This window comes from Nocardia sp. GP40, from assembly GCF_050434125.1.
GTDB classification, from domain to species: Bacteria; Actinomycetota; Actinomycetes; order Mycobacteriales; family Mycobacteriaceae; genus Nocardia; species Nocardia albiluteola.
Genome location: NZ_JBNPVW010000004.1, coordinates 134,114 through 159,544, shown reverse-complemented (window position 1 = coordinate 159,544; position 25,431 = coordinate 134,114). Strand labels below are relative to the sequence as shown.

At 68.6% G+C, this 25,431-nt stretch carries 23 protein-coding genes and 1 pseudogene; 9 read left to right on the top strand and 15 right to left on the bottom strand.

Going from position 1 to position 25,431, the window contains the following annotated elements; all coding sequences use genetic code 11:
- The first annotated feature begins 10 nt into the window (after positions 1 to 10).
- Positions 11 to 964: a 2,3,4,5-tetrahydropyridine-2,6-dicarboxylate N-succinyltransferase gene (gene dapD, locus ABH933_RS13905; RefSeq protein WP_429422923.1), complete on the top strand. Its 954-nt coding sequence runs from the start codon at positions 11 to 13 to the stop codon at positions 962 to 964.
- A gap of 60 nt (positions 965 to 1,024) precedes the next feature.
- Here dapD and ABH933_RS13900 read toward each other — a convergent pair whose 3' ends face one another.
- From ABH933_RS13900 to ABH933_RS13885, 4 genes are all read right to left on the bottom strand, one after another.
- Positions 1,025 to 1,600 carry a YqgE/AlgH family protein gene (locus ABH933_RS13900; RefSeq protein ID WP_429423208.1) on the bottom strand — a complete coding sequence of 192 codons (576 nt, stop codon included), beginning with the start codon at positions 1,598 to 1,600 and terminating at the stop codon, positions 1,025 to 1,027.
- 99 nt (positions 1,601 to 1,699) lie between these two features.
- The gene (locus ABH933_RS13895; RefSeq protein WP_429422925.1) at positions 1,700 to 2,071 is read right to left on the bottom strand and encodes a PPOX class F420-dependent oxidoreductase; all 372 of its coding nucleotides are present in this window, start codon (positions 2,069 to 2,071) and stop codon (positions 1,700 to 1,702) included.
- Positions 2,072 to 2,136: 65 nt separating this feature from the next.
- A complete protein-coding gene (locus ABH933_RS13890; protein WP_429422927.1) occupies positions 2,137 to 3,564 on the bottom strand; it encodes an acyl-CoA synthetase in 1,428 nt (475 codons plus the stop codon).
- Between the two features lie 92 nt (positions 3,565 to 3,656).
- A complete protein-coding gene (locus ABH933_RS13885) occupies positions 3,657 to 4,343 on the bottom strand; it encodes a TetR/AcrR family transcriptional regulator (RefSeq protein WP_429422929.1) in 687 nt (228 codons plus the stop codon).
- A gap of 168 nt (positions 4,344 to 4,511) precedes the next feature.
- Here ABH933_RS13885 and ABH933_RS13880 point away from each other — a divergent pair, with 168 nt between their 5' ends.
- The 3 genes from ABH933_RS13880 (at position 4,512) to ABH933_RS13870 (ending at position 7,200) form a co-directional block, all read left to right on the top strand.
- Positions 4,512 to 5,375 carry an oxygenase MpaB family protein gene (locus tag ABH933_RS13880; RefSeq protein ID WP_429422931.1) on the top strand — a complete coding sequence of 288 codons (864 nt, stop codon included), beginning with the start codon at positions 4,512 to 4,514 and terminating at the stop codon, positions 5,373 to 5,375.
- 74 nt (positions 5,376 to 5,449) lie between these two features.
- Entirely contained in the window at positions 5,450 to 6,769 is a 1,320-nt protein-coding gene (locus ABH933_RS13875) for a S8 family serine peptidase (protein ID WP_429422933.1), read from the top strand.
- Positions 6,770 to 6,957: 188 nt separating this feature from the next.
- Positions 6,958 to 7,200, top strand: a complete 243-nt coding sequence (locus ABH933_RS13870; RefSeq protein ID WP_429422935.1) for a hypothetical protein — start codon at positions 6,958 to 6,960, stop codon at positions 7,198 to 7,200.
- Positions 7,201 to 7,290: 90 nt separating this feature from the next.
- Here ABH933_RS13870 and ABH933_RS13865 read toward each other — a convergent pair whose 3' ends face one another.
- The 3 genes from ABH933_RS13865 to ABH933_RS13855 all read right to left on the bottom strand — a co-directional run bounded on the left by ABH933_RS13865 (position 7,291) and on the right by ABH933_RS13855 (position 11,580).
- Positions 7,291 to 9,120: an APC family permease gene (locus ABH933_RS13865; protein ID WP_429422937.1), complete on the bottom strand. Its 1,830-nt coding sequence runs from the start codon at positions 9,118 to 9,120 to the stop codon at positions 7,291 to 7,293.
- A 145-nt stretch (positions 9,121 to 9,265) separates the two neighbouring features.
- Positions 9,266 to 11,047: a PH domain-containing protein gene (locus ABH933_RS13860; RefSeq protein ID WP_429422939.1), complete on the bottom strand. Its 1,782-nt coding sequence runs from the start codon at positions 11,045 to 11,047 to the stop codon at positions 9,266 to 9,268.
- Complete coding sequence (locus tag ABH933_RS13855; protein WP_429422941.1) at positions 11,044 to 11,580, bottom strand: PH domain-containing protein; 537 nt, start codon at positions 11,578 to 11,580, stop codon at positions 11,044 to 11,046. Before ABH933_RS13855 ends, ABH933_RS13860 begins: the two co-directional genes overlap by 4 nt.
- Before the next feature lie 134 nt (positions 11,581 to 11,714).
- Here ABH933_RS13855 and ABH933_RS13850 point away from each other — a divergent pair, with 134 nt between their 5' ends.
- The 3 genes from ABH933_RS13850 (at position 11,715) to dapC (ending at position 15,936) form a co-directional block, all read left to right on the top strand.
- Positions 11,715 to 14,324 (top strand): bifunctional FO biosynthesis protein CofGH, encoded by a 2,610-nt coding sequence (locus tag ABH933_RS13850; protein WP_429422943.1) that lies wholly within the window; start codon positions 11,715 to 11,717, stop codon positions 14,322 to 14,324.
- A gap of 179 nt (positions 14,325 to 14,503) precedes the next feature.
- Positions 14,504 to 14,827 carry a ferredoxin gene (gene fdxA / locus ABH933_RS13845; RefSeq protein ID WP_215918197.1) on the top strand — a complete coding sequence of 108 codons (324 nt, stop codon included), beginning with the start codon at positions 14,504 to 14,506 and terminating at the stop codon, positions 14,825 to 14,827.
- Between the two features lie 5 nt (positions 14,828 to 14,832).
- Positions 14,833 to 15,936 carry a succinyldiaminopimelate transaminase gene (gene dapC / locus ABH933_RS13840; RefSeq protein WP_429422945.1) on the top strand — a complete coding sequence of 368 codons (1,104 nt, stop codon included), beginning with the start codon at positions 14,833 to 14,835 and terminating at the stop codon, positions 15,934 to 15,936.
- Positions 15,937 to 15,960: 24 nt separating this feature from the next.
- Here dapC and ABH933_RS13835 read toward each other — a convergent pair whose 3' ends face one another.
- From ABH933_RS13835 to ABH933_RS13810, 6 genes and pseudogenes are all read right to left on the bottom strand, one after another.
- A complete protein-coding gene (locus ABH933_RS13835; protein ID WP_215918195.1) occupies positions 15,961 to 16,356 on the bottom strand; it encodes a PaaI family thioesterase in 396 nt (131 codons plus the stop codon).
- Positions 16,357 to 16,389: 33 nt separating this feature from the next.
- Positions 16,390 to 16,779: a hypothetical protein gene (locus ABH933_RS13830; RefSeq protein WP_215918194.1), complete on the bottom strand. Its 390-nt coding sequence runs from the start codon at positions 16,777 to 16,779 to the stop codon at positions 16,390 to 16,392.
- 160 nt (positions 16,780 to 16,939) lie between these two features.
- Positions 16,940 to 18,775 carry an acyl-CoA dehydrogenase gene (locus tag ABH933_RS13825; RefSeq protein ID WP_429422947.1) on the bottom strand — a complete coding sequence of 612 codons (1,836 nt, stop codon included), beginning with the start codon at positions 18,773 to 18,775 and terminating at the stop codon, positions 16,940 to 16,942.
- 310 nt (positions 18,776 to 19,085) lie between these two features.
- A pseudogene (locus ABH933_RS13820) lies at positions 19,086 to 19,166 on the bottom strand (hypothetical protein); the annotation flags it as partial.
- Positions 19,167 to 19,168: 2 nt separating this feature from the next.
- On the bottom strand, positions 19,169 to 19,615 hold the full coding sequence (locus tag ABH933_RS13815) for a hypothetical protein (protein WP_429422949.1): 447 nt from the start codon (positions 19,613 to 19,615) through the stop codon (positions 19,169 to 19,171).
- Positions 19,612 to 19,770: a hypothetical protein gene (locus tag ABH933_RS13810; protein ID WP_215918191.1), complete on the bottom strand. Its 159-nt coding sequence runs from the start codon at positions 19,768 to 19,770 to the stop codon at positions 19,612 to 19,614. Before ABH933_RS13810 ends, ABH933_RS13815 begins: the two co-directional genes overlap by 4 nt.
- Positions 19,771 to 19,932: 162 nt before the next feature.
- Between ABH933_RS13810 and ABH933_RS13805 the strand changes: the two genes are divergently transcribed.
- Entirely contained in the window at positions 19,933 to 22,779 is a 2,847-nt protein-coding gene (locus ABH933_RS13805) for an AfsR/SARP family transcriptional regulator (RefSeq protein ID WP_429422951.1), read from the top strand.
- On the opposite strand, the gene ABH933_RS13800 is transcribed toward ABH933_RS13805, so the two are convergent.
- Both ABH933_RS13800 and ABH933_RS13795 read right to left on the bottom strand, forming a co-directional pair.
- The gene (locus ABH933_RS13800) at positions 22,748 to 23,149 is read right to left on the bottom strand and encodes a hypothetical protein (RefSeq protein ID WP_429422953.1); all 402 of its coding nucleotides are present in this window, start codon (positions 23,147 to 23,149) and stop codon (positions 22,748 to 22,750) included. The two genes, ABH933_RS13805 and ABH933_RS13800, sit on opposite strands and share 32 nt — an antisense overlap.
- A gap of 7 nt (positions 23,150 to 23,156) precedes the next feature.
- Positions 23,157 to 23,402, bottom strand: a complete 246-nt coding sequence (locus ABH933_RS13795; protein ID WP_429422954.1) for a hypothetical protein — start codon at positions 23,400 to 23,402, stop codon at positions 23,157 to 23,159.
- Between the two features lie 282 nt (positions 23,403 to 23,684).
- Between ABH933_RS13795 and ABH933_RS13790 the strand changes: the two genes are divergently transcribed.
- Positions 23,685 to 25,403, top strand: coding sequence for a BTAD domain-containing putative transcriptional regulator (locus ABH933_RS13790; protein WP_429422956.1), 1,719 nt, complete (start codon positions 23,685 to 23,687; stop codon positions 25,401 to 25,403).
- Positions 25,404 to 25,431 lie beyond the last annotated feature (28 nt).

Here is a 25,431-nt window from a genome sequence, read left to right as displayed (position 1 = left end):
ACTCGGCGACGTGAGTACTCAGGGAGCATCCGCAGTTGGCCTGGCGACCGTGACCGTGAACGGCACCGTTCTCGACACCTGGTTTCCGTACCCGGAACTGGGCGAGTTCGAGACCACCGGCACCGAGAAGCTGAGCCCGGCCGATCCCGAATACGCGCATTTCGCCGAGCTGATCCGATACGACGAGGCGCGCCGTGTCGATGTCGTCGCGGTGCGCACCACGATCGCCGACCTGTCCGCCGCCCCCGCGGACGCGCACGAGGTGTACCTGCGGCTGCATCTGCTCTCGCACCGCCTCGTGGCCCCGCACGGCCTGAGCCTCGAGGGTCAGTTCGGGCTGCTCGCCAACGTCGTGTGGACCAACCACGGGCCGTGCGCGGTCGAGGAGTTCGAGCTGGTGCGCGCCAAGCTGCGCGCCCACGGCCAGGTCACCGTGTACAGCGTCGACAAGTTCCCGCGCATGGTCGACTACGTGCTGCCCGCGGGCGTGCGGATCGGCGATGCCGACCGGGTCCGCCTGGGCGCGCACCTGGCCGAGGGCACCACGGTCATGCACGAGGGCTTCGTCAACTTCAACGCCGGCACGCTCGGCGCATCGATGGTCGAGGGCCGCATCTCCGCCGGCGTCGTGGTGGGCAACGGCTCGGACGTCGGCGGCGGCGCCTCGATCATGGGCACCCTGTCCGGCGGCGGCAAGCAGGTCATCTCGATCGGCGAGCGCTGCCTGCTGGGCGCCAACGCGGGCCTGGGCATCTCCCTCGGCGACGACTGCATCGTCGAGGCGGGTCTGTACGTCACCGCGGGCACCAAGGTCGCCCTCCCCGACGGCCGCACCGCCAAGGCCTCGGAGCTGACCGGCCAGTCCAACCTGTTGTTCCGGCGGAACTCGCTCACGGGTGCGGTGGAGGTCGTGGGCCGCAAGGGCACCGGCGTCGAGCTGAACGCCGCCCTGCACGCGAACTGAGATCCCCCGCCCCGCACTGCATCCCAGTGGGATCCGCCGTGCGGGGCGTGGCTCGCTCGGTCAGCGTTGCGGGAATTGCGCCCACAGATCGGTCGGGTCTGCCGTGATCGGGCTTGTGGTCGCCCCCTGCACGACCCCGTCGTCGCGTCGCACGATCCAGTCGTTGCGTTCTATCTCCGGGCCGAGATCGCCGGCCAGCCAGCCGCAGTAGCCGGCGAAGATCCGGATTCCCTCTACAAGTGGGGTGATCCGCGCAGGGTCGGCATCCAGGTCGAGCAGGGCCAGGCGCCCGCCGAGGGAACGCAGCTCACCGTTGCCCTCGGCCCGAACACCGCTGCGGAGCACGGCAATGCACAGTGCCGCATCCCGTTTGACCGGGCCGCCCACGAAGAGCACCCCGGGCGCGGCGACCAGGTGATCCCAGTGCGGTAGAACGTCACACACGGCCGTATCGCTCGGCCGGTTGAGTTTGACGGCAAGGGTACCCGCGTCGTTGTGCTCGACGACGTAGAGAACGGTGCGCTCGAACTCGGGCTCGACGAGTCCCGGCGAGGCCACCAGCAGACATCCAGGCGCCACGCCGTGATCGCGCCCGGCCGCCGGTTCCGGTGGAGCCTCCGGTTCCGGTGGCCCGATGCCCGTGAAATACACCGTCTCTGCCCTCCCAAGCCGTCGGCGAAGATCATCGCGATGCTACACCGACGGAACCCGGTTGCGTGGCAGCCGATCTCGCGCCTATTCGATGCCGAAGGCGAGGATCCGCTCCGGGGTGATGCGGATCAGCTCCGGGGTGCCGCCGGGGATGTAGGACTCCACGCCGCGCAGAGGCTGTGCGGTGCCGCGGATTTCGAGGCAGCGGACCTGCCAGGGATCGAGGGATTTGATGTCGTCGACGACGAACGACACCCGCTCCTCCGATGCCAGGTTGCGGAACTTCTGCGAGGCGCCCATGTTGTGGCCCGCGATATCGATGGTGCCCAGCGCCTCGTTGTAGCGGAAGCCGACGGGATTGTTCTGGGGCGAGCCGTCGGGACGGATCGTGGCGAGCCGTCCGAGCCGTTGGCTGCGCAGATAGTCGATCTGGGCGGGCGACAGTCGTGCGATCATACGACAACCCTAGAAGCTGAACCGCACTCGAGGTCAAGCGGGATCCCCGACACGCCGGGCGGGAGTCAGGTGAGCAGCTTCTTCTGCACCTTGCCCATGGCATTGCGCGGGAGCGATGCCACGAGGCGGACCTCGCGCGGCCGCTTGTGGATCGAGAGCTGTTGCGCAACATGGTCGATCAACGCCGATTCGAGCGACTCATCGGAATCCGCGCGCGGCACCACGAACGCCACGATGCGCTGGCCCAGATCGTCGTCGGGCAGGCCTACCACCGCGACCTCGGCGACCGACGCATGGCCCAGCAGGCTGGTCTCGATCTCCCCCGCGCCGACCCGGAAGCCGCCGGACTTGATCAGGTCCACCGATTCCCGCCCGACGATCCGGTGGAAACCCTCGGCGTCGATGGCGGCGACATCGCCGGTGCGGAACCAGCCGTCCGCGGTCCAGCACTCGGCGGTCGCCTCGGGGCGATTCAGATAGCCGTCGAACAGCATCGGGCCGGTGATCTGCAGTCCCCCAATACTCTCCCCGTCGTGCGGGACCGGCTCGCCCGCCTCGTCGCGCAGGCGCGTCCGCACACCGGCGACCGGGGTTCCGACCCATCCGGGGCGGCGTTCGCCGTCGGCGCGGGTGGACAGCGTGATCATGGTCTCGCTCATGCCGTAACGCTCGATCGGCTCGTGCCCGGTCAGCTCGCGCAGCCGCTCGAACACCGGCACCGGCAGGGGCGCGCTGCCGGACACCAGCAGCCGGGCGTTCGCCAATTCCCGTGCGGCGGCGGCATCCTCGACGACCCGCGACCACACCGTCGGCACCCCGAAGTACATCGTGCCCTTGGCCGCGGCATAGGCGGCCGGGGTCGGCTTGCCGGTGTGCACCAGCGGGCTGCCCACCCGCAGCGGGCCCAGCACGCCCAGGATCAGGCCGTGCACGTGGAACAGCGGAAGCCCGTGCACCAGAACGTCATCGGCGGTCCACGCCCATGCCTGGATCAGCGCGTCCAGGCCCGCCGCGATCGCGCCGCGGGAGAGCAGCACACCCTTGGGCGCACCGGTGGTGCCGGAGGTGTAGAGAATGAAAGCCGTTGTGTCCGGGCGCGGTTCGGGATATCTGTGCCACGAGCGCGCATGCGTGCGCACCGGAATCACCGGCAGCGTCGCCGCCTCGGGCGCCGCGCCGACCCAAGCCTGCGCACCCGAATCGGCCAGGATGTGCGCGAGCTCGGCGGGACCCGAATCCGGCGGCACGGGCACCACGGTGACCCCGGCGATCAGGCATCCCACCATCGCCAGCACGGTCGTCATGGTCGGCCGGGCCAGCACCGCGACCCGTTCCGCCTGCGCGACCCGCTCGGCCACCGAGGTCGCCGCGCCGATCAGGTCGCTGCGCGAGAGGGTGTGCCCGTCGATCGTCACCGCATCGGGGATATCGTCCCCGGCGGCGACGGCGGCGGGATTCAACGACTGCAGCAGCGGCAAAGACCCTTGTGGCACGCAGCCCAACCTACCAAGCCCCGCAACCCTCCGGCCGCCACGAATCCGTGCCGCGGCCCGGTCCGGCCGGGGAAGGCTTCCGCCCGCGGCAATCAGGGGATCCGGAAGCCGGGTACCACGTGATCGCGGGCGAAGCGGCGCAGTGCGGCGTCGTCGTCCAGCGGGATCACCGTCTGCGGCGTCAGCGCCATCGACAGCGAATTGCGCGCGACCATCTCCGCCAGCGGCAGCGGATCATAGTGCGGCAGTTTGCCTTCGCGCTGCAGCCGGACAATGAACTCGGCCAGATAGTCTCGCCCGAGCTCGATGACCGGCGCGCCCCGCACCGTCAGGTACGGCAGCACGATCTCCGGCTCGGTCTTCAATAGCCGATCCAGCAGCCGATTGCCGCGCAGGCCGTGCACGAACGCCACGAACAGCTCCACGATCTGGTCCTCGGCGCTGGCATCGCTATCGATCTGCCGCTGCACGGCCGCGTCGACCTCATCGATGAAGCCGCGCGCCTGCCGCAGGCCGACGGCCTGGATGAGATCGGACTTCCCGGCGAAGCGCCGATAGAGCGTGGCCAGCGACAGCCCGCCGCGCCGCGCCACCTCCACCATGCTGGTGCGCTTGATGCCGAAGTCGAGGAAGGCCAGCAGGGCCGCATCGAGCACCGTGGTCTGGTTGCGATCCTCCGGGTCCGTGCCGCGCACCAGCGGTAACAACCCGGCCAGCTTGGGCCCACCCGTCGCCCGACCACCGCCCCTCATGGAATCGCTACGCGATACTGCGCTCATTGATCCCCTCTCACCTGCACGAGACGATGGCAGGAAAGTCATCGCACAACCGCAACTGTACGGCGGTGGCGTTTGACAGGTCCACCTCTCGATGAGAAAGTGAGATAGGAACTTTCTCACATTACTTCCGCCTCGCGGCGCGAGGAGGACCGAGGATTCGAGTCGACGATGACCGCCGCCGCCCCGCTACACCCCCAGCCCGAGCCCGCCCCGGTGGCACTTACCCCCGCGACGGTCCGCGAACACATGGACGGCATCGCGGCCTTCCTCGGCGGCGCCGCCAACGTGATCATGCAGCTGAGCCACCCGCCGGTCGGCTACGGCGTACTGGAGAGCCCGGTCGACAGCGGCAAGGTCACCCTGCATCCGCTCAAGCGGCTGCGCACCACGCTTACCTACCTCGCCGTCGCCTGGATGGGCACCGAGGCCGATCGTGCGGCCTACCGCGAGGCGGTCAACCGCTCGCACCGGCCGATCCATTCGAAGCCGGACGCGGCAATCAAGTACAACGCCTTCGACCCGGACCTGCAGCTGTGGGTGGCCGCCTGCCTGTACTGGGGCGTGGACGATCTCTACCAGCGCATGCGCGGCCCGATGGAACCCTCTCCGACCGAAGAGTTCTACCGCTACAGCGCCCGCCTGGGCACCACGCTGCAGATGCGCCCGGAGAGCTGGCCGCCGAACCGCGAGGCCTTCTACCGCTACTGGGACGAGAACCTGGCCAAGCGGACCATCGACCAGCCGATGCGCGACTACTTCAACGACCTCATCGACCTGCGCATGCTCCCGCGCCCACTCCAGGTGGCATTCAGCCGCTTTCACCGTTTCACGGTGACCGCGCTGCTGCCGCAGCACCTCCGCGACGAGATGGGCATGACCTGGACCGCGCGCGACGAGCGCCGCTTCCGGCTCGTCCTGCGCGCCATCTCGGCCGCGTGGACCCGGCTGCCACCGGTGCTGCGGGCGGCCCCGCTCAACACCTACCTCTGGGACATGCGCATGCGACGGCGGTTCGGACTGCCGCTGGTGTAGCGGGATCCCTTGTCTACCAGCACATTCCCGGACTCACCGGACGCAATCTCGAACCACCGGGCAGGATGGTCGGCATGCGCGTAGTCATTCAGCTTCGCCCCGCAACCGAATTGATCTCCGCCGTCATCAACCCCGCCACGCAGGTCGCCCCCCGCGACGTCGCCGGCGCACTGCCCGGATTCGCCCTCGACCACGACTATGCCCCGGTCGGCGTGCCGGGCCCGGGCCAGGCCGTCGAACCGGCCGGCTACCTGCTGCATCCGTCGGTCGCCTCCGTGCTGGTGCGCGGGGATGTCGCCGAGGACGCCCTCGCCCGGCTGTCCCAATCAGCCGATGTCACCGGGGTTTTCGCGGACCCGGTCATCGAGCCCGTGCTCACCTGCGGCGGCGATCCCGCCGTCGGCACCTGGAACGACGTCCAAAACCTGCTGCACACAACCGATCTCGCCGCGGACGGGCTCACCGGCCACGGGGTGGCCCTGGCCGTCGTCGACACCGGAATCAATGCCGCACAGGTGAACAAGGTGCGCGGCGGGACGTTCACGATCGACACCGCGCGCAGCTGGAATCCACAGGGTGTCACCGGATCCGCGGGCCAGTTCCCGGTCGACCACGGCAGCATGTGCGCATTCGACGCGCTGATCGCCGCGCCGCAGGCGTCCTATCTGGATCTTCCGGTCATGCGCAGTACCAAGCAGGGCGGCTCGACCATGGACGGACTGCTGTCCGATGCCGTGGCCGCCTATGCGCACCTGCGTACGGTGCTCAACGACCAGCCCGCCGCCTCCCGGGCGCTGGTGATCAGCAACAGTTGGGGTTCGTTCTCCCCGCAGTGGGATTTCCCGGTTGGCCAGCCCGGGAACTACTCCGACAACCCCAATCATCCGTTCAACGTCATTGTCGCCTCGCTGGACGCCGCGGGCGCGGACATCCTGTTCGCCGCAGGCAACTGCGGGCGCGATTGCCCGGACGCGCGCTGCGGCTTCACCGACCACCCGATCGGCGGCGCCAACTCGAGCCCCAGCGTGCTGAGCATCGGCGGCGTCGACACCCACAACCAGCGCGTCGGCTACTCCTCGCAGGGCCCCGGCCGCCTGTCCGACCGTAAGCCGGACGTCTGCACCTACACCCATTTCGCCGGCTCCACGGTCTTCGGCGCGAACGACCCCGATACCGGCACCTCCGCGGCCTGCCCGGTCGCCGCGGGCCTGATCGCCGCGATCCGCACCACCCACCCGGCCACCGCGCTGCCCCCGGCCCAGCTGCGAGACATGGTGCGGCGCACCGCGATCCATCACGATCCGTCGGGATTCGACTACGACTACGGCTACGGTGTCGTCGACGCGGCGGCGCTGCTGTCCGAGCTCCAGAAGGCGGCGGCCACCCGCACCTGAGGACGTCGAGGGCGCGGCCGATTCGCTCGTCTCCAGAGGCGATCCGGCCGCGTCGGGCGACGCGCCATGACGTCGACTCCAGTACAGGTACGGCGTCGTCGATGCGGCGGCTCACACAATTCGGCCGCGTCGTCCGGCAACGCGCATTACGACGGATGCCCGCCCGGCACCCGAGTACCGTTGGTTCCATGCCGATGCTGACCGTCCGGCTTCCGGAGGGCTCGACGCTCGAGGACGCCGTGCAGGTTCTGGGGCTGACCGAATCCGAGGTGGATGTCGATTACGGCCTCATCCCGCTGGACCCCACCACCGGGCTCTACGTACTGCGCGTCACCGACGGCGCCGCCGCACGAATGAGCGAATCCAACACCGACGCAACGGTATTCGCCGACCCACGCATCGAACCCGCCGACCCGGATCGGTCGGAGTAACTGCGAGAACCCGCCTTCCTCCGCGAGGTGGGCAGACCTGCACCTGCACGGTAATCCGGCATGCCCACAAGGGATTCGGTCGCGGACCGCTCACTTCAAGTGGACGGTGAAAGTGGCGATTACGGCATTGGTGCGGGAACGGAGAGCGGCGGCGAGGAAGGGTCCGCGGGGGTTGTGCAGGAGCTGTTGCCACCAGTGTGGCGTGTCCACCTGGGCCAGCAGGACGGTGACGCAACCGCCGTTCGAGCATTGTTTGCGGACATAGCCGACCAGCGTGGCCGTGAGGCTGCGGTTCGGGGCGGGCAGCACCTTCAGCGGGACACCGGGATCCCATTCCTTCCACAGCGCGCTCAGGCGCTTGGTGGAGGCGGGGTCGATTTCGGCCGCCACGGCGTGCACATCACCACCCATGCTCATGGCGGCCTCGAGGGCCTGCTCGGTGATGGAACTGACGGTCACCACCGGAACCACCACCACCCGGGTGCCCTCCGCCGACGGGCGCCGGGGAATCGTGCCCATGCCGAGTTGGGTTGCGACCCAACGGTAGTAGTGCTCGGTCCGCGCGAAGGACAGCAGCAGCAACGGGATGATGATCAGCAGCAGCCAGGCGCCCTCGGTGAATTTCTCGATCAACAGCACCACCCCGGCGATGGCGGTCAGGATCGCGCCGAAGCCGTTCAGCGCCACGCGCCACTGCCAGCCCGGACCGCGCTGGCGCCGCCAGTGTTTCACCAACCCGCTCTGGCTCAGCGTGAATCCGATGAACACGCCGATCGCGAACACCGGCAGCAGCCGGTGGGTGTCGGCGCGCACCACCAGCAGCACGATCGTGGATAGGACCGCCAGCGCCCCCACCCCGTACCGGAACACCGGGCGCTCCGAGCGCATGCCGAACATGTGCGGCACCCGGTGGTCCTTGGCCAGCAGGGACAGCAGCACCGGCAGGCCGCCGAAGCTCGTGTTCGCGGCCAGCACCAGCACCAGGGTGACCGCGACGTTGGTGACGTAGAAGGGCCACCCGGTGCCGAACGCGGCGGCGGTGAGCTGCGCGAGGATCGTGACGTCGCCGCGCGGCACGGTGTGGAACCGGCCGATCAGCACCGACAGTCCCAGCAGCATCACACCCAGGAGTACGCCCAGCGCCACCTCGGTGTGCTGGGCCCGCTTCACCGCGGGGGTGCGGAATGAGGGCACCGCATTGGCGATCGCCTCGACGCCGGTCAGCGACGAACATCCGTTGGCGAATGCGCGCAGCAGCAACAGGATTCCGACCGTATCGGTAATCGGGAACGTACCCTTGTCGGCGCCGATGACGGCGACCGGATGGGTGTGCGCCAAGCCGAATACGATCACCGCGAGCACCGCCACCACAAAGACGATGGTCGGCAGCATCAGCACCTTCGCCGATTCCGCCACGCCGATCAGATTGATCGCCGTCAGCACGGCCAGCCCGATCAGGGTCACCGCCAGCAAATGATGCGCGAGCACCGGGAAGGCACTGGCCAGGCTCGCCGCACCGGCCGCGAGACTGACGGCCACGGTCAGCACGTAGTCCACCACCAGGCTGGCCGCGGCCAGCAGGCTCGCGCCCGCGCCGAGATCCTGCTTCGCCACCGCATACGCGCCGCCGCCGTCCGGATGCGCGGCGATGACCTGCCGGTACGACAGCACCAGGACCACGAGCAGCGCGGTGATCACCAGCACGACGGGCAGCGTCCACGACACCGCCGAGGCGCCCGCCGCGACCAGCACCAGCACGATCGATTCGGGACCGTAGGCGACGCTGGTCAGCGCATCCAGCGAGAGCGCCGCCAACCCACCCAGCGCGGTGAGCCGGTACTTGTCCCCACGCTGCTGCCTGCGCAGCCGACGATCGGCAATCGGTCGTTCGCGAGTCTCGGGTTCGCGTGTGGAGACCATGCGCACCATTCAACGCGACCGAGATACATGACGCATCTATCGCCGCGAGTTGGCGTGTTTCGGCCGCCGGATCCATCGGCACGACGAACTCACGACAGGCCCGCTCGCTCCAGGGTCGGATGGCCGGATGGGAGCGGGCGGCACACTATCGGCGGCCCAGCCGGCCCGGCGTCACGGCGTCGATCAGTGCCCAGGCCTGTGCGAGTGGAACGTCGATCACCTCGTACCTCTTCTTGCCCGCCGCCGTCGCGGCGACCAGGGTGGCCAGCCCGGCACGGCGCTGGAAGAACGTCTGCCGAACGGTCCAGCCGATGATGCCCGGCGCCTCGAGACAGTCGCGGTCCCGATCCAGCGACCCGTGGCGCGTGATCAGCCAGGTCGGGACGGATGCGTCACCGGGGATGACCGCATGGCCCAGTCCCCGGTATCGGTCCTGCGCCAGCGCCACGGCCAGCACAGCGACGACACCGAGCACGACCCACGCCCATGGCGGAATCGACACGACCGCGAGGTCGATCACCACCATGACCAGCGCGATCACCAGCAGCGGATTCAGCGCCCGAGTAAATCGCCGCCGATGTGCACGAGGCCCGTGCCCAATCAGATCCACGATCGCCGGAGCCGCGGCGTCCATCGCCGGAGCCCCGCCGGGCGATCCGAATGCTGTTGCGACACTGCCGCTACCGATCGGGTCACTGCCGGGCTGCAACTCGCCCCGGCCGGCCGACGTCGCCGAGTTCTCGAAATCATCTGTGACACCGCGCAGTTCGCCGCGATCCCGGGCGATCGCGCCGTCGACCGACGACCCAACCGCACTGTCGCCTTCGGTGATGGGCGACTCCGGACTCGTTGCCGCACTACCGTGTTCCGCGACCTGAGCCTCCGTTGATCCGCCCGGCGGGACGCGGCCGGCGAGCAGCTGCGCCAGGGTGCGGTGGACGGCCGTCCGGGGCGCCTGCGGCAGGAGCTTCTGACGGGCGCTGGTGCCCGTCATGATGGCCTCGAGCTCGGCGCCGCCCGCAAGGCGCAGCAGCAGTGGCTCTTTCAGGGTCGCACCGCGCAGACGGGCCAGGTCCAGGGTGGTCTGGCGGGTGGTGAACAGGCCGTGGCGCAGGTGCAGGGTCTGGCCGTCGTCGATGACCCGCAGGCCGAAATACGTTGTCAGATACCGGAGGCAGTCGGCCAGGGTCACCACGACCACGAGCCCCACCAGCAGCACCGCGACGACGCCCGCGATGAACAGCACACCGCGGCTGCCGAGCCGGTCGACGACGTGCGAATTGAACAGCACCCCCGCGATACCGAATTTGAATCCCACACCGACGATCGGGCCGATGACGGCCAGCCCCTTCAGCGAGAGGGGCGCATACCGCACCCAGCCCGGCTGCCAGTGCCCGATCTCGGCTCCCGTGGCCTGCTGCGGCGTCGATGTCACGATATTCGGCTGCCCCGCAGGCGATTCCACCTCACGCAGCAGCAACGCGCGCAGTTCGGGTACCTGGCGGGCATCGACGCCGTCCAGATGGAAACGCTCCTCCTTGCTCACCCGCTGGCCGGTGCCGATCGCCAGCACGACCAGGCCGAGCAGCCGGTGCATCAGATCGGCGTGCACATCGACCGAGCGAATTCGCGAGCGCGGCACCGTGAGCGTCTTGCGCCGCAGCAGCCCGCGTCGCAATTGCACTGTCTCCGAACCGATCCGATAGGTGGTGGTGAACCACCGGGTCACCGCCAGCCCGACGATCAGTGCCAGCACGGCCAGGCCCCACCCCGGATTGTCGCTGCGGCTGCCCGCGATCAGCGTGACCACCAGCACCGGGATGTACCGCACCACCTCCCGGACCGGGTGCAGCAACAACATCCGGCGATCCAGCCGCCGCCACGGCGCCTCGGCCAGGCTCGGCTGAATCACTGCTCGCTCTCTCATGTCGCGTCCCCCCGATGCGCCGCCGCGACCACGGTCAGCCGTTCCACGGTCCGCTCCGCCACCGGCACATCCAGGGCCGGAATTCGCACCGCACCGGCCGAGGACGCCGTCGTGACGGTCACCGTCGCCAGCCCGAGCAGCCGCTCGAGCGGGCCGCGGTGGGTATCGACGGTCTGCACCCGGGTGATGGGCGCGACCCGGCTCTCCTGCGTGATCCACCCGGTGCGGGTGTAGACCGCCTCGTCGGTGATCTCCCAGCGATGTACCGCATACCGCCACAGCGGCACCACGCTCACATTCAGCGCGCCCAGCACGATCGTCGCCGCCACGATCACGAGCTGCCACACCCGCTGCGAGTCGTCCACGAATATCCAGATCAGCTCCCCGATCAGCACCGCCGCCCAGCCGAGCAGCGGCGCCAGCGCCCACAGCAGCTTGGCCCGCGGGCTCGGCCGCCACGCCGGCTCCGCGAGGATCGTCCGATCGAACGACCGGGCGCCGTCGAGCGCACTGTCCACCCCTCCGTCTGTCATACCGCCCATGGTGGCACGAACCACCGACGGCAGACGGCTCGGAACAAAAGCGGGCGGATCCGGAATAGCTTGCCGGGGCGCCGAGTTGTCTCACGTCACAGGCACCGAAGGGAGAACTGTCGGATGGTTGGCGCATGATCGAGGGCGTGACGGATCTACCTGAACCCGGCATCCCGCCCAGCGCACCCGCGGAATCGGCGATGCGCCGTGCCCTGCGGCGTGCGCGCGACGGGGCGACGCTCAATCTCGACGAGGCCGTGGTGCTGCTGCAGGCACGCGGAGCAGATCTGGCGGATCTGTGTACGTCGGCGGTCCGGGTCCGCGATGCGGGCCTACGCGAGACGTACCCGCACATCGCGGCGGGCGCCGCGTTACCGATCACCTATTCCCGCAAGGTCTTCATCCCCCTGACGAATCTGTGCCGGGACACCTGCCATTACTGCACCTTCGTCACCGTGCCCGGCAAGCTGCGCGCCGCGGGCAAAGGCATGTACCTGGAGCCCGACGAGGTGCTGGACATCGCCCGGCGCGGCGCCGAATTGGGCTGCAAGGAGGCGCTTTTCACCCTCGGCGATCGTCCGGAGGAGCGCTGGCCCGAGGCCCGGCAGTGGCTCGACGAGCGCGGCTACGATTCCACGCTCGACTACGTGCGCGCCATGTCCATCCGGGTGCTCGAGGAGACCGGCCTGCTGCCGCACCTGAATCCGGGGGTCATGAGCTGGGCGGAGCTGTCCCGGCTCAAGCCGGTCGCGCCCTCGATGGGCATGATGCTCGAGACCACCTCCGAGCGGCTGTTCACCCAGCGCGGCCAGGCCCACTACGGCAGCCCGGACAAGGATCCCGCGGTGCGCCTGCGCGCGCTCACCGACGCGGGCCGCCTGTCGGTGCCGTTCACCACCGGCATCCTGATCGGCATCGGCGAGACCATCACCGAGCGCGCCGAGTCGATCCTGGCCATCCGCCAGTCGCACAAGGCATTCGGGCACGTGCAGGAGGTGATCGTGCAGAACTTCCTGGCCAAGCACGACACCGCGATGCGCAACGCCCCCGACGCCGGTCTCGAGGAGTTCCGCGCCGCCATCGCGGTGACCAGGCTGCTGCTCGGTCCGAAGATGCGTATCCAGGCGCCGCCGAACCTGGTCGCGCTGGACGAATGCCGCGCGCTGATCGAGTCGGGCATCGACGACTGGGGCGGTGTGTCCCCGCTCACACCCGACCACGTGAATCCGGAACGGCCCTGGCCGAATCTGGAGACCCTGGCCCAGGTCACCGCGCAGGCCGGATACACGCTCACCGAGCGCCTCACCGCACACCCCAAGTATGTTCGGGCCGGGCATCCATGGATCGATCCGCGGGTGGCGGGACATGTTGCCGCCCTTGCCGATCCGGATACCGGGCTGGCGCGCGACATCTGTCCGGAGGGCCGCCCGTGGCAGGAGCCGGATCAGGACTGGTCCTCGGTCGGCCGCGTCGATCTCAACACCGCCATCGACACCGAGGGCCGCACCACGGTCTCGCGCAGCGATTCCGGGCTGGAGTCCGAATCCCTCGGCGCCTTCGGCGACTGGGACACGGTGCGCGAACAGGTGCTGTCGCTGTCGGCCCCGGTCAAGCTCGACACCGATGTGACCGCGGCCCTGCGGGCGGCCGAGCGCGATCCCGCGGGCCTGTCGGACGCGCAATACCTGGCCCTGGCCACCGCCGACGGGCCGGAACTGGACGCGATCGCCGCCTTCGCCGATCAGCTGCGCCGCGACGCGGTCGGTGACGACGTCACCTACATCGTCAACCGGAACATCAACTTCACCAACATCTGCTACACCGGCTGCCGGTTCTGCGCGTTCGCCCAGCGCAAGGGCGACGCCGACGCGTTCTCCCTGTCCGCGCAGGACGTCGCCGATCGTGCCTGGGAGGCCTACGTCGAGGGCGCCACCGAGGTCTGCATGCAGGGTGGCATCGATCCCGAGCTGCCGGTCACCGGCTACGCCGATCTGGTGCGGGCGGTGAAGCAGCGGGTGCCCTCGATGCATGTGCACGCGTTCAGCCCGATGGAGATCGTCAACGGCGCCTCCCGCGGCGGCGAGAGCATCCACGACTGGCTGGTGGCGTTGAAAGAGGCCGGGCTGGATACGATTCCGGGCACCGCGGCAGAGATCCTGGACGACGAGGTGCGCTGGGTGCTCACCAAGGGCAAGCTGCCCACCTCCGCGTGGATCGACGTGATCACCACCGCGCACCGGGTGGGCATCCGCTCGAGCTCGACGATGATGTACGGCCACGTCGACAACCCCCAGCACTGGGTCGGGCATCTGCGCGTGCTGCGCGGAATCCAGGACGAGACGGGCGGTTTCACCGAATTCGTGCTGCTGCCGTTCGTGCATCAGAGCGCGCCGCTGTATCTGGCCGGCGCCTCGCGCCCGGGGCCCACGATCCGCGACAACCGTGCCGCGCACGCGCTCTCGCGCATCATGCTGCACGGCCGGATCTCCAACATCCAGACCAGCTGGGTCAAGCTCGGCGTCGCGGGCACCCGGGTGATGCTCAACGGCGGCGCCAACGATCTGGGCGGCACCCTGATGGAGGAGACCATCTCGCGCATGGCCGGATCCGAGCACGGCTCGGCGAAGACCGTTGCCGAGCTGGAGGAGATCGCCGAGGGGATCGGCCGTCCGGCCCGCGAGCGGACCACGCTCTACGGCCGGCCCGGGCGCAAGTTCTCCGCGGTCCCGCTGTCGGTGGGCTGACGAGCCGGTGGAATCGGCTTACGGCGCCGTGGTGGCTAGGATGATCCCTTGGCCGCCGCGGCGTCGCGCGGTACCGAGTTAGGCAAGGCCGACCAGTAGTAATGTGAGGTGCCGGGATACCCTGGCGCGGGCGCGCGGAATAGGTATTTCGCAGGCAAGAACAGACTAGGAGAGCGGCAGTGCCGTACATCATCGCTGAACCGTGCGTTGACGTGAAGGACAAGGCGTGCATCGAGGAATGCCCCGTGGACTGCATCTACGAGGGCGGTCGCATGCTGTACATCCATCCGGACGAGTGCGTGGACTGTGGTGCGTGTGAGCCGGTGTGCCCGGTGGAGGCGATCTTCTACGAGGACGACACCCCGGACCAGTGGAGCGGGTACATCAACGCGAACGTCGATTTCTTCGACGATCTGGGGTCGCCGGGCGGCGCCACCAAGGTCGGCAAGGTCGATTTCGACCCATCGTTCATTGCCGCGCTGCCGCAGATGGCCAGCGAGTAACACCGTTGCGCCACCCCGTTAGCAGTCTGCTGCCCGATTTCCCTTGGGACACCATCGCTTCGGCGAAAGTGCGGGCAGCGGCCCATCCCGACGGCATCGTCGACCTGTCGGTCGGTACCCCCGTCGATCCCGTCGATCCGCTGATCCGCGCGGCCCTGGCCGAGGTCGCCGACGTGCCCGGCTATCCGGCCACGCACGGCACCCCGCAGCTGCGCGCCGCGGCGGTCGATGCGCTCGCGCGGCGGTACGGCGTCACGGACATCGCGCCGGATGCGGTGCTGCCCGCGATCGGCACCAAGGAACTGATCGCCGGGCTGCCACGGCTGCTGGGCCTGGGCGCGGCGGATCTCGTGGTCATCCCCGAAATCGCCTATCCCACCTACGAAGTGGGCGCGCTGCTGGCGGGCACCCGAACGCTGCGGGCGGACGGGGTCACGCGGCTGGGTCCGGAGTCACCGGCCCTGATCTTCCTGAATTCGCCGTCCAATCCGACGGGCAGGGTGCTCGGGGTCGAGCATCTGCGCAAGGTGGTGGAATTCGCCCGCGAACGCGGCGCGATCGTCGCCTCCGACGAGTGCTACCTGGGCCTGGCCTGGGACGAGCCCGCGGTGTCGATCCTGGATCCGCGGGTGTGCGACGGCGACCACACCGGCCTTCTGGCGATCCATTCGCTGTCCAAGACCTCGAATCTGGCCGGCTACCGCGCCGGATTCGTCACCGGCGATCCGGCGCTGGTGCGCGAGTTGCTCGAGGTGCGCAAGCACGCCGGCATGATCATGCCGTTCCCGGTGCAGTCCGCGATGACCGCCGCGCTGAGCGACGACGCGCACGAGGACGCCCAGCGCGAGCGCTACCGCGCCCGCCGCGAGGTGTTGCGAGAGGCCTTGCGGCAGGCGGGTTTCCGCGTCGATCATTCCGTCGCGGGCCTGTATCTGTGGTGCACCCGCGGCGAGAACGGGCGCGTCACCGTGGATTGGCTGGCCGAGTGCGGCATCCTGGCCGCCCCCGGCGACTTCTACGGCCCGACCGGCACCGACCACGTCCGGATCGCCCTCACCGCGACCGACGAGCGCATCGCCGCCGCGGCCAAGCGCCTGACCGCCGACTGATCCTGCTCCCGCCGCGCACCGTGGTCAGCGATCTTCCGCATGGAGGTTGGCCAGGCGAACGCTGCCACGGGCGACGAGCCTGCCCTCGCCATCGGTGATCGTCACTGTCCACAGCTGCTGGCTTCGGCCACGATGCACCGGCAGGGCCTCACCGTAGAGAATCCCGTCGCCTATGGCACGCAGGAAATCGGTACTGTTGTTCACGCCGACCACTCGTCCCTTGTCGCCATACCATTCGGACCCGCCGACGCTGGCCAACGCCTCCACCACCGCACAGTAAACACCGCCGTGCACGATGCCGTCGGGCTGATGCAAGGTGGGGTTGAGCACGAACTCGGCTGCCACTCGATCGCCGGTCACTTCCCTGTATTCGAGGCCCAGCACCTCGCCGAAACCCGCGTTGATGTCCGTTCTCACCATGTGCCCGGTGCTCTTTCTTCCGTACCGATCTCGTCAGGATTCATCTGTGGCCGAAGGCTGGGCTTTCGGCCGATTGACCCGGCGGCGATCCGGCTGATCGTCCAGCATGCGCAGGCTTTCGGTCAGTGCCTGGGAAATTCGAACGTCGTCGGACCACCACTTGGCCGACCGGATCGGCAGGCCGCGCGGCCGGTATTTGTTCATGATCTCGATGTGATACGGCAGTCCGATGAATTTCCCCAGGCCCTTGTCGTCGGTCCAGATCGAGATCGACCCGACGTGCCGGCGGCCGGGTTGGGCGTACGTCATCACACCGACCGCGCCGTCGATCTCGACCAACTGGTCGCCCAGCGCCTCCGACGCCCGCCAGATATCCACAACATCGGACAGGTGGCCCGGCGTGTACTGCGTGACACTGATCATGAACGGGCCTGGGGCCCCGGTCGCGGGCCCCGGTTTCCATCGACTGCTGATCACCAGGTCGGACAGGGGCGCGCCCGACCGACGATGACGCTTCCACAGCCGCCACACCATCCGCGCAGGCCCGACGACCAGTCGGACAACACGCTCGGCGCTGCCCATATCAGAACGCCGCCTCGTCGAGCTCCATGACATCGATCGAGACCTCGCACAGGATCGACCTGGTGGATGTCAAGCTCGGCAGGACGTTCTTGGCGAAGAACGATGCCGCCGCGACCTTGCCTTCATAAAATGGCTGATCGGCACCACCGGCCCCGCGCCGCAGCGCCTCGAGCGCGACCTCGGCGTTGTGCAGCAACCGCCAACCGATCAGCAGGTCGCCCACCGCCAGCAGGAAACGCACCGAGGCGAGACCGATCTTGTACAACTGCCGCGGATCCTGCTGGGCCCCGGCCATATAGCCGCTCATCGCCATCGTCATCTCGTGCACGTCCTCGAGGGCGGTCTTCAACAGCGCGCGTTCCGTCCCGAGCGTGTCCGGCGCGTTCTCGCTGTCGAGGAACGCGGTGATCCGACTGGTCAGATGCCGCAGTGCCACACCCTTGTCCCGAATGATCTTGCGGAAGAAGAAGTCCTGCGCCTGGATCGCGGTGGTGCCCTCGTACAGCGAGTCGATCTTCGCGTCGCGGATGTACTGCTCGATCGGATAGTCCTGCAGGAAGCCCGAGCCACCGAAGATCTGCAGCGAATCGGTCAGGTACTGGTACGCCCGCTCCGAGCCCACACCCTTGACGATCGGCAGCAGCAGATCGTTGACGCGAAACGCGATGTCGGAGTCGGCACCCGAAACCAACTGGGCCACATCATCATTCTGGTGCGCAGCCGTGTACAGGTAGATCGCTCGTAGACCCTCCGCGTAGGCCTTCTGCATCATCAAGCTGCGCCGGACATCCGGATGATGCGTGATGGTCACCCGCGGCGCGTCACCATCGGTCATCCGGGTCGGGTCGGCGCCCTGCACCCGGGTCTTGGCGTACTGCAGCGCGTTCAGGTAGCCGGTCGACAGCGTGCCGATGGCCTTGGTGCCCACCATCATTCGCGCATTCTCGATGACGTCGAACATCTGCGCGATGCCGTTGTGTACCTCGCCGACGAGCCAGCCCTGGGCCGGAACGCCGTGACCACCGAAGGTGAGTTCACACGTGGCCGAGGCCTTCAAACCCATCTTGTGTTCGACATTGGTGACGAACACGCCGTTGCGCTCACCCAGGGTGTCGGTGTCGAAGTCGAAGTGGAACTTGGGCACGTAGAACAGCGACAGCCCCTTGGTGCCCGGGCCCGCGCCCTCGGGTCGGGCCAGCACCAGGTGCATGATGTTCTCGAACAGGTCGTCGGAGTCACCCGAGGTGATGAAGCGCTTGACACCCTCGATGTGCCAGGAGCCGTCCTCCTGCCGAATCGCCCTGGTACGACCCGCGCCGACGTCGGAACCGGCGTCCGGCTCGGTCAGCACCATGGTGGCGCCCCAGTTGCGGTCGGCGATCTTCCGAGCCCACTTCTTCTGCTCATCGGTGCCGTTGTTGTAGAAGATGTTCGCGAACGCGGGCCCCGCGTTGTACAGGTGGGCGGCGGGTTGAGCGCTGACGATCATCTCGGTCAGCGCCCACGACACCGCCCGCGGCGCCGGTTGGCCACCGAGCTCCTCGGCGACACCGACAAGTGCCCAATCACCGGCCTGCAGCGCCCGAAAGGCCTTCTTGAACGGCTCAGGAAGGCTCACGGTATGAGTCTGCGGATCGAACGTCGGCGGGTGACGATCTGTCGCCGCGTACGATTCGCCCAGCGGCCCCTCGGCCAGACGCTTGACCTCCCGCAGCATGTCGCGCACGCCGACCGCGTCCAACTCGCCGTAGCCCCCTTGTTCCAGGACCGAATCCACCCCGAGCACCTCGAAGAGGTTGAACTCCAGGTCACGGACATTGCTCTTGTAATGACCCACCGATCGGGTCCTTTCTCAATCGATCAACCGCGCATCAGCGGCACACTCGACGCCGATCCTCGGCAACCAACCGAGACTTCGTATGCGCAGGCATATCATCTACATAGATACATCATCTGTCAATGCATACTATTGACGCCGAGCAGATCTACCCGAGGCAGCCGGTGGGCGACCGGAAGAAACCTCGACGCCAATGCCACGGACGGGCATGCCGCCATCAGGATGTAGTGCTCCTCGGGCAGGATCGGCTGGGCGATATCGTTCTGAAGACATCCACCGTGGCGGTGACCGATTCGCTGGGCACGCAGGCCAATTCGCCGATCCGATAACCACCGAGCTGATCGGCCGTCGAGCGGACCAGCGCGGCCCATTCGTCCCCGATGACCTCCCCGGTCAGCTCTTGCTGGACTTGCGCGCCGCCTCCCGGGCGGGCAACACAAACGCGCGCCGGAACAACACCCACCCGGCGGGAACGACGCCGCACGCCAGGAACAACGGAGTGGTCCAGCTGTCGGTGAGGATCACGTCCCCGCCCGGACCGGCGGACAGGCAGACGACGAACCCGATCAGCCAGGCCACCACCGGCAGCGCCATCGCGGCGGGCCGGGAGACGACGGTGCCCATACCCAGTACCAGCAGCACATTGCCCACGGCCGCGAAGGCCGCGCTGATCGGAAAGGGCGTCGAGCCGAGATAGGCCGGCAGGTACAGCACCTCGACGGCGAAACTCAGCAGACCCTCGAAGGCCAGCACGCCCGCCAGCAGCCCGCCGGCCAGCGCCCACCCGGGCGGGCGGGCCTCGGGCCGCGATCCGGTGCGATCGACCACGGGTGCGGTCACGGCACCGGCGGGAAGCCGAGCAGGGTCAGCAGGTGACTCTGCATGTCCACGAACGCGTAGAGCACCGACAGGTAGATGTCGTGCTGCGCCTGGAAGTTCGGCTTCTGACTCTGGACGAACGCCGCGATCGCGTCCTGCAGACTCCAGTTGTACATGCGTATCCCATGGTTGGAGGGCTGTCGCCCGGCTCGTCGTGCTGCCCATCACGCGTGCGCCTCGGCAGTGCTCATAACCCTAGCCTGCGAACGCCCCGGTGACAGCGCTACGCATGTTAGCGTCAACACCGCGAATGAGCAGTGAGCCTGCGGGGAGGGATTGTGCGGATCAGGCTGTCGGCGCTCGGTCCGCTCCAGATCGAACTGAACGGCTCGACGGCGCCGCCGTTGCGGGGCCGGGAACAGGCGACGCTGGCAATGCTCGCCTTCGCCCCGGGCCACACACTGTCCACCTCCGACCTGATCGACGGCGTGTGGGGCGAGCAGCGGCCCGCGTCGGCGCTCGCGGCGCTGCGCAATTATGTGTCGGCACTGCGCAAAGCACTCGGCCCGGCCGCGTCGGCGCTCGAATCCAGTGCGGGCCACTACCGCCTGCGCCCCGATACCCCCATCGAGATCGATACCGACCTGGTGGGCCGGTTGCTCGCCGAGGCGAACGACGTCCGGCGAATCGGCGACCCCGAGAAGGCATCCGGGTTGGTCCACTCCACGCTGGCACGCTGGCGCGGTGAGCCACTGGCCGGACTGCCCGGCCCCTGGGCGGCCGCGGAGCGCAGCCGTTTACGGCGGCTGCGGCAGACCCTGCGGGAGCTGGCGGTCACGCTGATGATCGACTGCGGCGACTACGACGGCGCGATCACCGAGCTCGAGGCCATGATCGCCGCACACCCACTCGATGAACCGCTCCGGGCGCTGATGATGACCGCACTCGAGCGCAGCGACCGGCGTGCCGCCGCGCTCGAGGTGTACCGGCAGATCAGCACGCTGCTCGCCGAGGAACTGGGCCTGGATCCGGGACCGGAATTGGTTGCGGCCCATACGCGTCTGCTCGCCGACCCGACGCCGGCGCCGACGCGAACGGCCCGGGACCGAGTGCCGCTACCCGCCCAGTTGCCGCCGGCCAATGCCGATTTCACCGGCCGCACCGCCCTGATGGACAAGCTGACCGGCGAGATGGCCGGTTCCTCGGCGACGGCGATCACCGCCATCGCGGGTATGGGCGGGATCGGCAAGACCACCCTCGCCGTGCGCGTCGCCCACCACATCAAGGATCGGTTCCCCGACGGCCAGCTGTTCGTCGACCTGCGCGGCGCCGACCCCGATCCGAGTGATCCGACAGTCGTCCTCGGCGAGTTTCTCCGGGCCCTGGGTGTTCCCGAAAGCGATGTGCCCAGCGGACTTTCCGCGCGTTCGGCGCTGTATCGTTCGGTACTCAGCGACCGCCGCGTGCTGGTGCTGCTCGACAACGCTCACGACAGCCGGCAGGTCGCTCCCCTGCTGCCCGGCACGGCCGGCTGCGCCACGGTGATCACCGCGCGCCGCGCGATCACCACGTCCGCGGGCGAGGCCGCCACGGCGCTGGGCCTACTCTCCCCGGACGAAGCCGTGGACATGTTCACCCGCATCATTGGTACCGAGCGCGCCGCCGCCGCACCCGAGGCGGTCGTCCGGATCGTCGAACTGTGCGGTCGGCTGCCCCTCGCGATCCGCACCGTCGCCGGCCGCATCGCGGCCCGGCCCCACTGGGACCTCACGTCCGAGGCCGACCGACTGGCGTCCGACCGAGCAGACCTGAGCAACTTCCAGTCCCCCGATATTTCCCTGGACCAGGCGTTCCGGTCCGGGTACGAACAGCTGGACGACGAACACGCCCGCGCCTTCCGAATGCTCGCCCACGCCGAGGTTCCGGAGCTTTCGCTGCCGGTCATCGCCGCGGTCCTGGACCGGGACGAGGACGAGGCCGAACGGCTCTGCGAGGATCTCGTCGATTGCGGCCTGCTGGAGACCGGTGGCCGCGGTCGCTACCACTACCACGACCTGATGCGGATCTTCGCCCGCGACCGCCGCGGCGACGACGCCGACACAGATGTGCTCGCATTGCTGCTCGACTTCTATCTGGCGAGCATGAAAAACCTGCTGGCCGTGCGCAATCCGGGTGGCGTCGTCCCGGCCCACCCGACCGGGTCGACCGGCGTGGCGTTCGCGGACATTCCCGCGACCGAACGCTTCCTCGACGCCGAGCGCCGGAATCTGGTGGCCCTCTACCGCCTCGCCGCACGCGGCACGCCGGCACACCAGTTGCTGGCGGCCGACCTCGCTTGGGGCGCGGCCCATTCGCTGGCCGCCTCCGACGTCACCGTCGATGTCGAGGCGGCACTGCGGGAATTCATAGCTGCCGCCGAGGGTACGGCGCCCGCGGCCTGCCGCCGGGCGAAGGTCACGCTCGGGCTGATTCTCGTGGCCGAACTCGGGCAGCCCGACCGCGGCCGGATTCTGCTGCGCGAGGCGATGGACGGCCTGGACCCGCACGAGAACGTCCGGCTGACCGCTACCGTGTACACCCTCTACGGGCAGGCCTCGCTGTACGAGGAGCAGTACGACCGCGCGGCCCGCGAATTCCGCACGGCCCTGGACTGGTGTCACGAATTCTCCAGCGCCTCACTGACCACGATCATTCACGCGCTGCTGACCACCGCTTACGCCGAATCGGCCCGCGACACCGAGGCGTTGGCCGCCGCCGCGGCCGCCACCGATTCGCGCTACGGGAATTCCGCACTGCGGCAGGTTGTCTGGGCCCGGTCCGAGGCGGCATGGATCCGGTGCCGCGGCGGGGACGACGTCGGCGGCCTCGCCGACTTCGCCGCGGTGCTGTCGATCGCACAGGCCAGCGGCGTGCCGCGCTACATCGCGGTCGCCAACCGCCGCATGGCCGAGGCACACCTGCTCGCGAACCGCCCGGGCGACGCGCTCGACTGTGCCGACGCGGCCATCACCGCCTGCGGCAACGGCCGCGCCAGATACATTCACGCCCGGGCGCTGGCCGCGCGCTGCGAGGCGCTGATCCGGCTCGGCCGAATCGCCGAGGCCGACGAGTGCCTGCGTAGCGCACAGGCACTCGTCCCCGGCCTGGTTCCGGCTACGGCTGGATCTGGAAACCACAGGACTTGAAGACGGTGTCCTCATGGTTGGACAGCGTCTGGTCCTTCATCGCATCCGACATATCGGCCGCGTTCTCGGCGCTCGCCGGCTTGTCCAGATCGCTCGCCAACTGATTCACCGCGGACGCGAACGCCGGGTCCGAGGCGCCGTTTCCGGCCGCCTTCAGCTTGTCGCGATAATTCTGCAACGCGGTCTTGGCGGTATCGAAATCCAGATCGGACCTGTTGAACTGATCCATCATGGCCTTGTCCGCCGTCTGGATGTCCGAGCACACCGAGGTCTTGTTCCATGCCTGTTTTGCCGCCGAGCACGCCGACGAACCGAACAACCCGATCGCGACCAGCAATCCGAAGGCGACCGCACGGTGGGAAGAAGTCATCTCGGGATCACCCCTCGTTGGTCAGATAGAGATCGTAGGTGCCATCGTGCTTCGGACGGCACACGTAGTGGGTCCAGCTCGGGTGCGCCGGCAGGTTGGCTCCCTCGGCCTTGCATCCCTGCTGGGAGCCGTAGTTCCCGACGTACTGCTCGTCGACTGCGCTGAAGACCGGAGCGGCCGCGGCGGTGGAGGCTCCGAGGATCACCGCACCGGCCGTCAGGACGAACGCGGCGGCAATACGCGGTACGCGCATGATGTTCTCGCTTTCTCTGGGAATGCCGACTATCGGCACCACCGCTAAGCTACGGCGCAGATTTCCTCGAAACAATGTCGACATCTCGACATTTCCGCTGGTCGGAGCGCCCACAGATCGGCGCATGATGCGGAATTGATGCCCGGGGCGCGAATCGACGACCGAGCGGTGGCCGAATTAGCGAACGTTTATCGGAAAATTATCGCGTTCTGATGAGCTGCCGGAGAAATCGGGAGGCCGCCGCCGGTAATGGGGCGCGAGTTTTTTGTGAAGAGGTTTGCCATGCTGTCTGTGTCCGTACTCGGAATCGTCGAGATCCGGGCCGGGGAGATCGAGATCGACCCGCTGCCGCCGAAACAACAGGCCGTGCTCGCGATGCTGGCCGCCGAACACGGCCGCACAGTGTCGGTCACCGAACTGCTGGACGGCATCTGGGGTCCGGAGCGACCGCCCGCGGCCCTGGGCGCATTGCGCAACTACGTCTGGTCCATTCGCCGATTGCTCGGCGGCACGGTGCTGCAGTCGTGCGGCGGCGGCTATCGCATCGACCCGTCCCTGCCCGTCGACCTCGACGTCCGCGTCATGGAACGACTGCGCGCGGAGTCCGAGACCGCTTACCACGCAGGCGATCTGGACACCGCCGACGCGGCGCTGCGACAGGCGGGGGGCCGCTGGCGCGGCGATCCGCTCACCGGCGTGCCCGGGCCGTGGGCCGAGGCCGAACGCGCCCGGCTGCGCGCCATCCGGCGGGCCATGCGCCTGACCGCGATCTCGGTCGATCTCGACCGGGGCCGCATCGATCACGCCGTCGCCGAGCTGGAAACGCTGGTCGCGCTGGATCCGCACAGCGAGCACTCGCGCAGCCTGCTGATGACCGCGTTGCACCGCGCGGGCCGCCGGGTGGACGCCCTGCGGGTGTTCCACGACACCCGGCGGCAGTTCATCGAACTGGGCCTCGAGCCGAGCCAGGCGCTGACCGACCTGCACCAGCGCATATTGACCGACACCGTGCCCGATCCCGCGGCGGTCGCGCAGGCCCGCCCACCCGCTCAATTGCCCCCGGACACAGCGGATTTCACCGGCCGCGAGACGCTCGTCGGGCAGCTGTGCGCGATGACGACCGACCGGCCCGCGGGCGCGACCCCGGTGGCCGCGCTCTACGGAATGGGCGGAATCGGCAAGACCACACTGGCCCTGCACGTGGCACACCGTGTGCGACAACACTTTCCCGACGGTCAGCTGTTTGCCGATCTGCGCGACACCACCCCGCAGGCGGCGCTGGCTCACTTCCTGCGCGCACTGGGAGTGCCCGAGCCCGAGGTGCCCGCCGACACTGCGGCCCGGGCGGCGCTGTTCCGCTCGGTGCTGTCCGGTCGGCGGGTCCTGGTCGTGCTCGACAATGCCGCCGATGCCGATCAGTGCGCCCTGCTGCTGCCGGGCAATGCGGACTGCGCGGTGATCATCACCGGTCGGCGGCCGATGACCACACTGCCTGGTGCGCAGTCGTTTCGGCTGGACCTGTTCGAACCGGACGAGGCGGTGGCGCTGTTCGGCCGGATCGTGGGTCCCGAGCGCGTCGCGCGCGAGACCACCGCGGTCCATCGGATCGTCGAGCTGTGCGGCCTGCTGCCGCTTGCCATTCGAATCGTCGCCGGGCGGATCGCCACCCGGCCGCGGTGGTCCCTCGGCGCCGAGGCGGAGCGCATGACGGCCGAACGCCACCGCCTCGACCACTTCCGCACCACGGAGATGGCGCTGGACCAGACCTTCCGGCGCAGTCTCGACTGCCTCAGCCTCGAACAGATCCGCGCGTTCCGGCTGCTCGCCGACACCGACGACAACTACCTCTCGCCCACGGCCGCGGCGGCGGTGCTCGACCGGCCCCGCTTTCATGTCGAACGACTGTGTGAGGAACTGGTCGACTTCGGTTTGCTCGAATCCACCGGCCACATCCGCTACGGCTACCACGACCTGGTGCGGGTATTCGCCCGGACCTGCTGACCCCGCCGGCGCCGGTAAAGTGGACCGG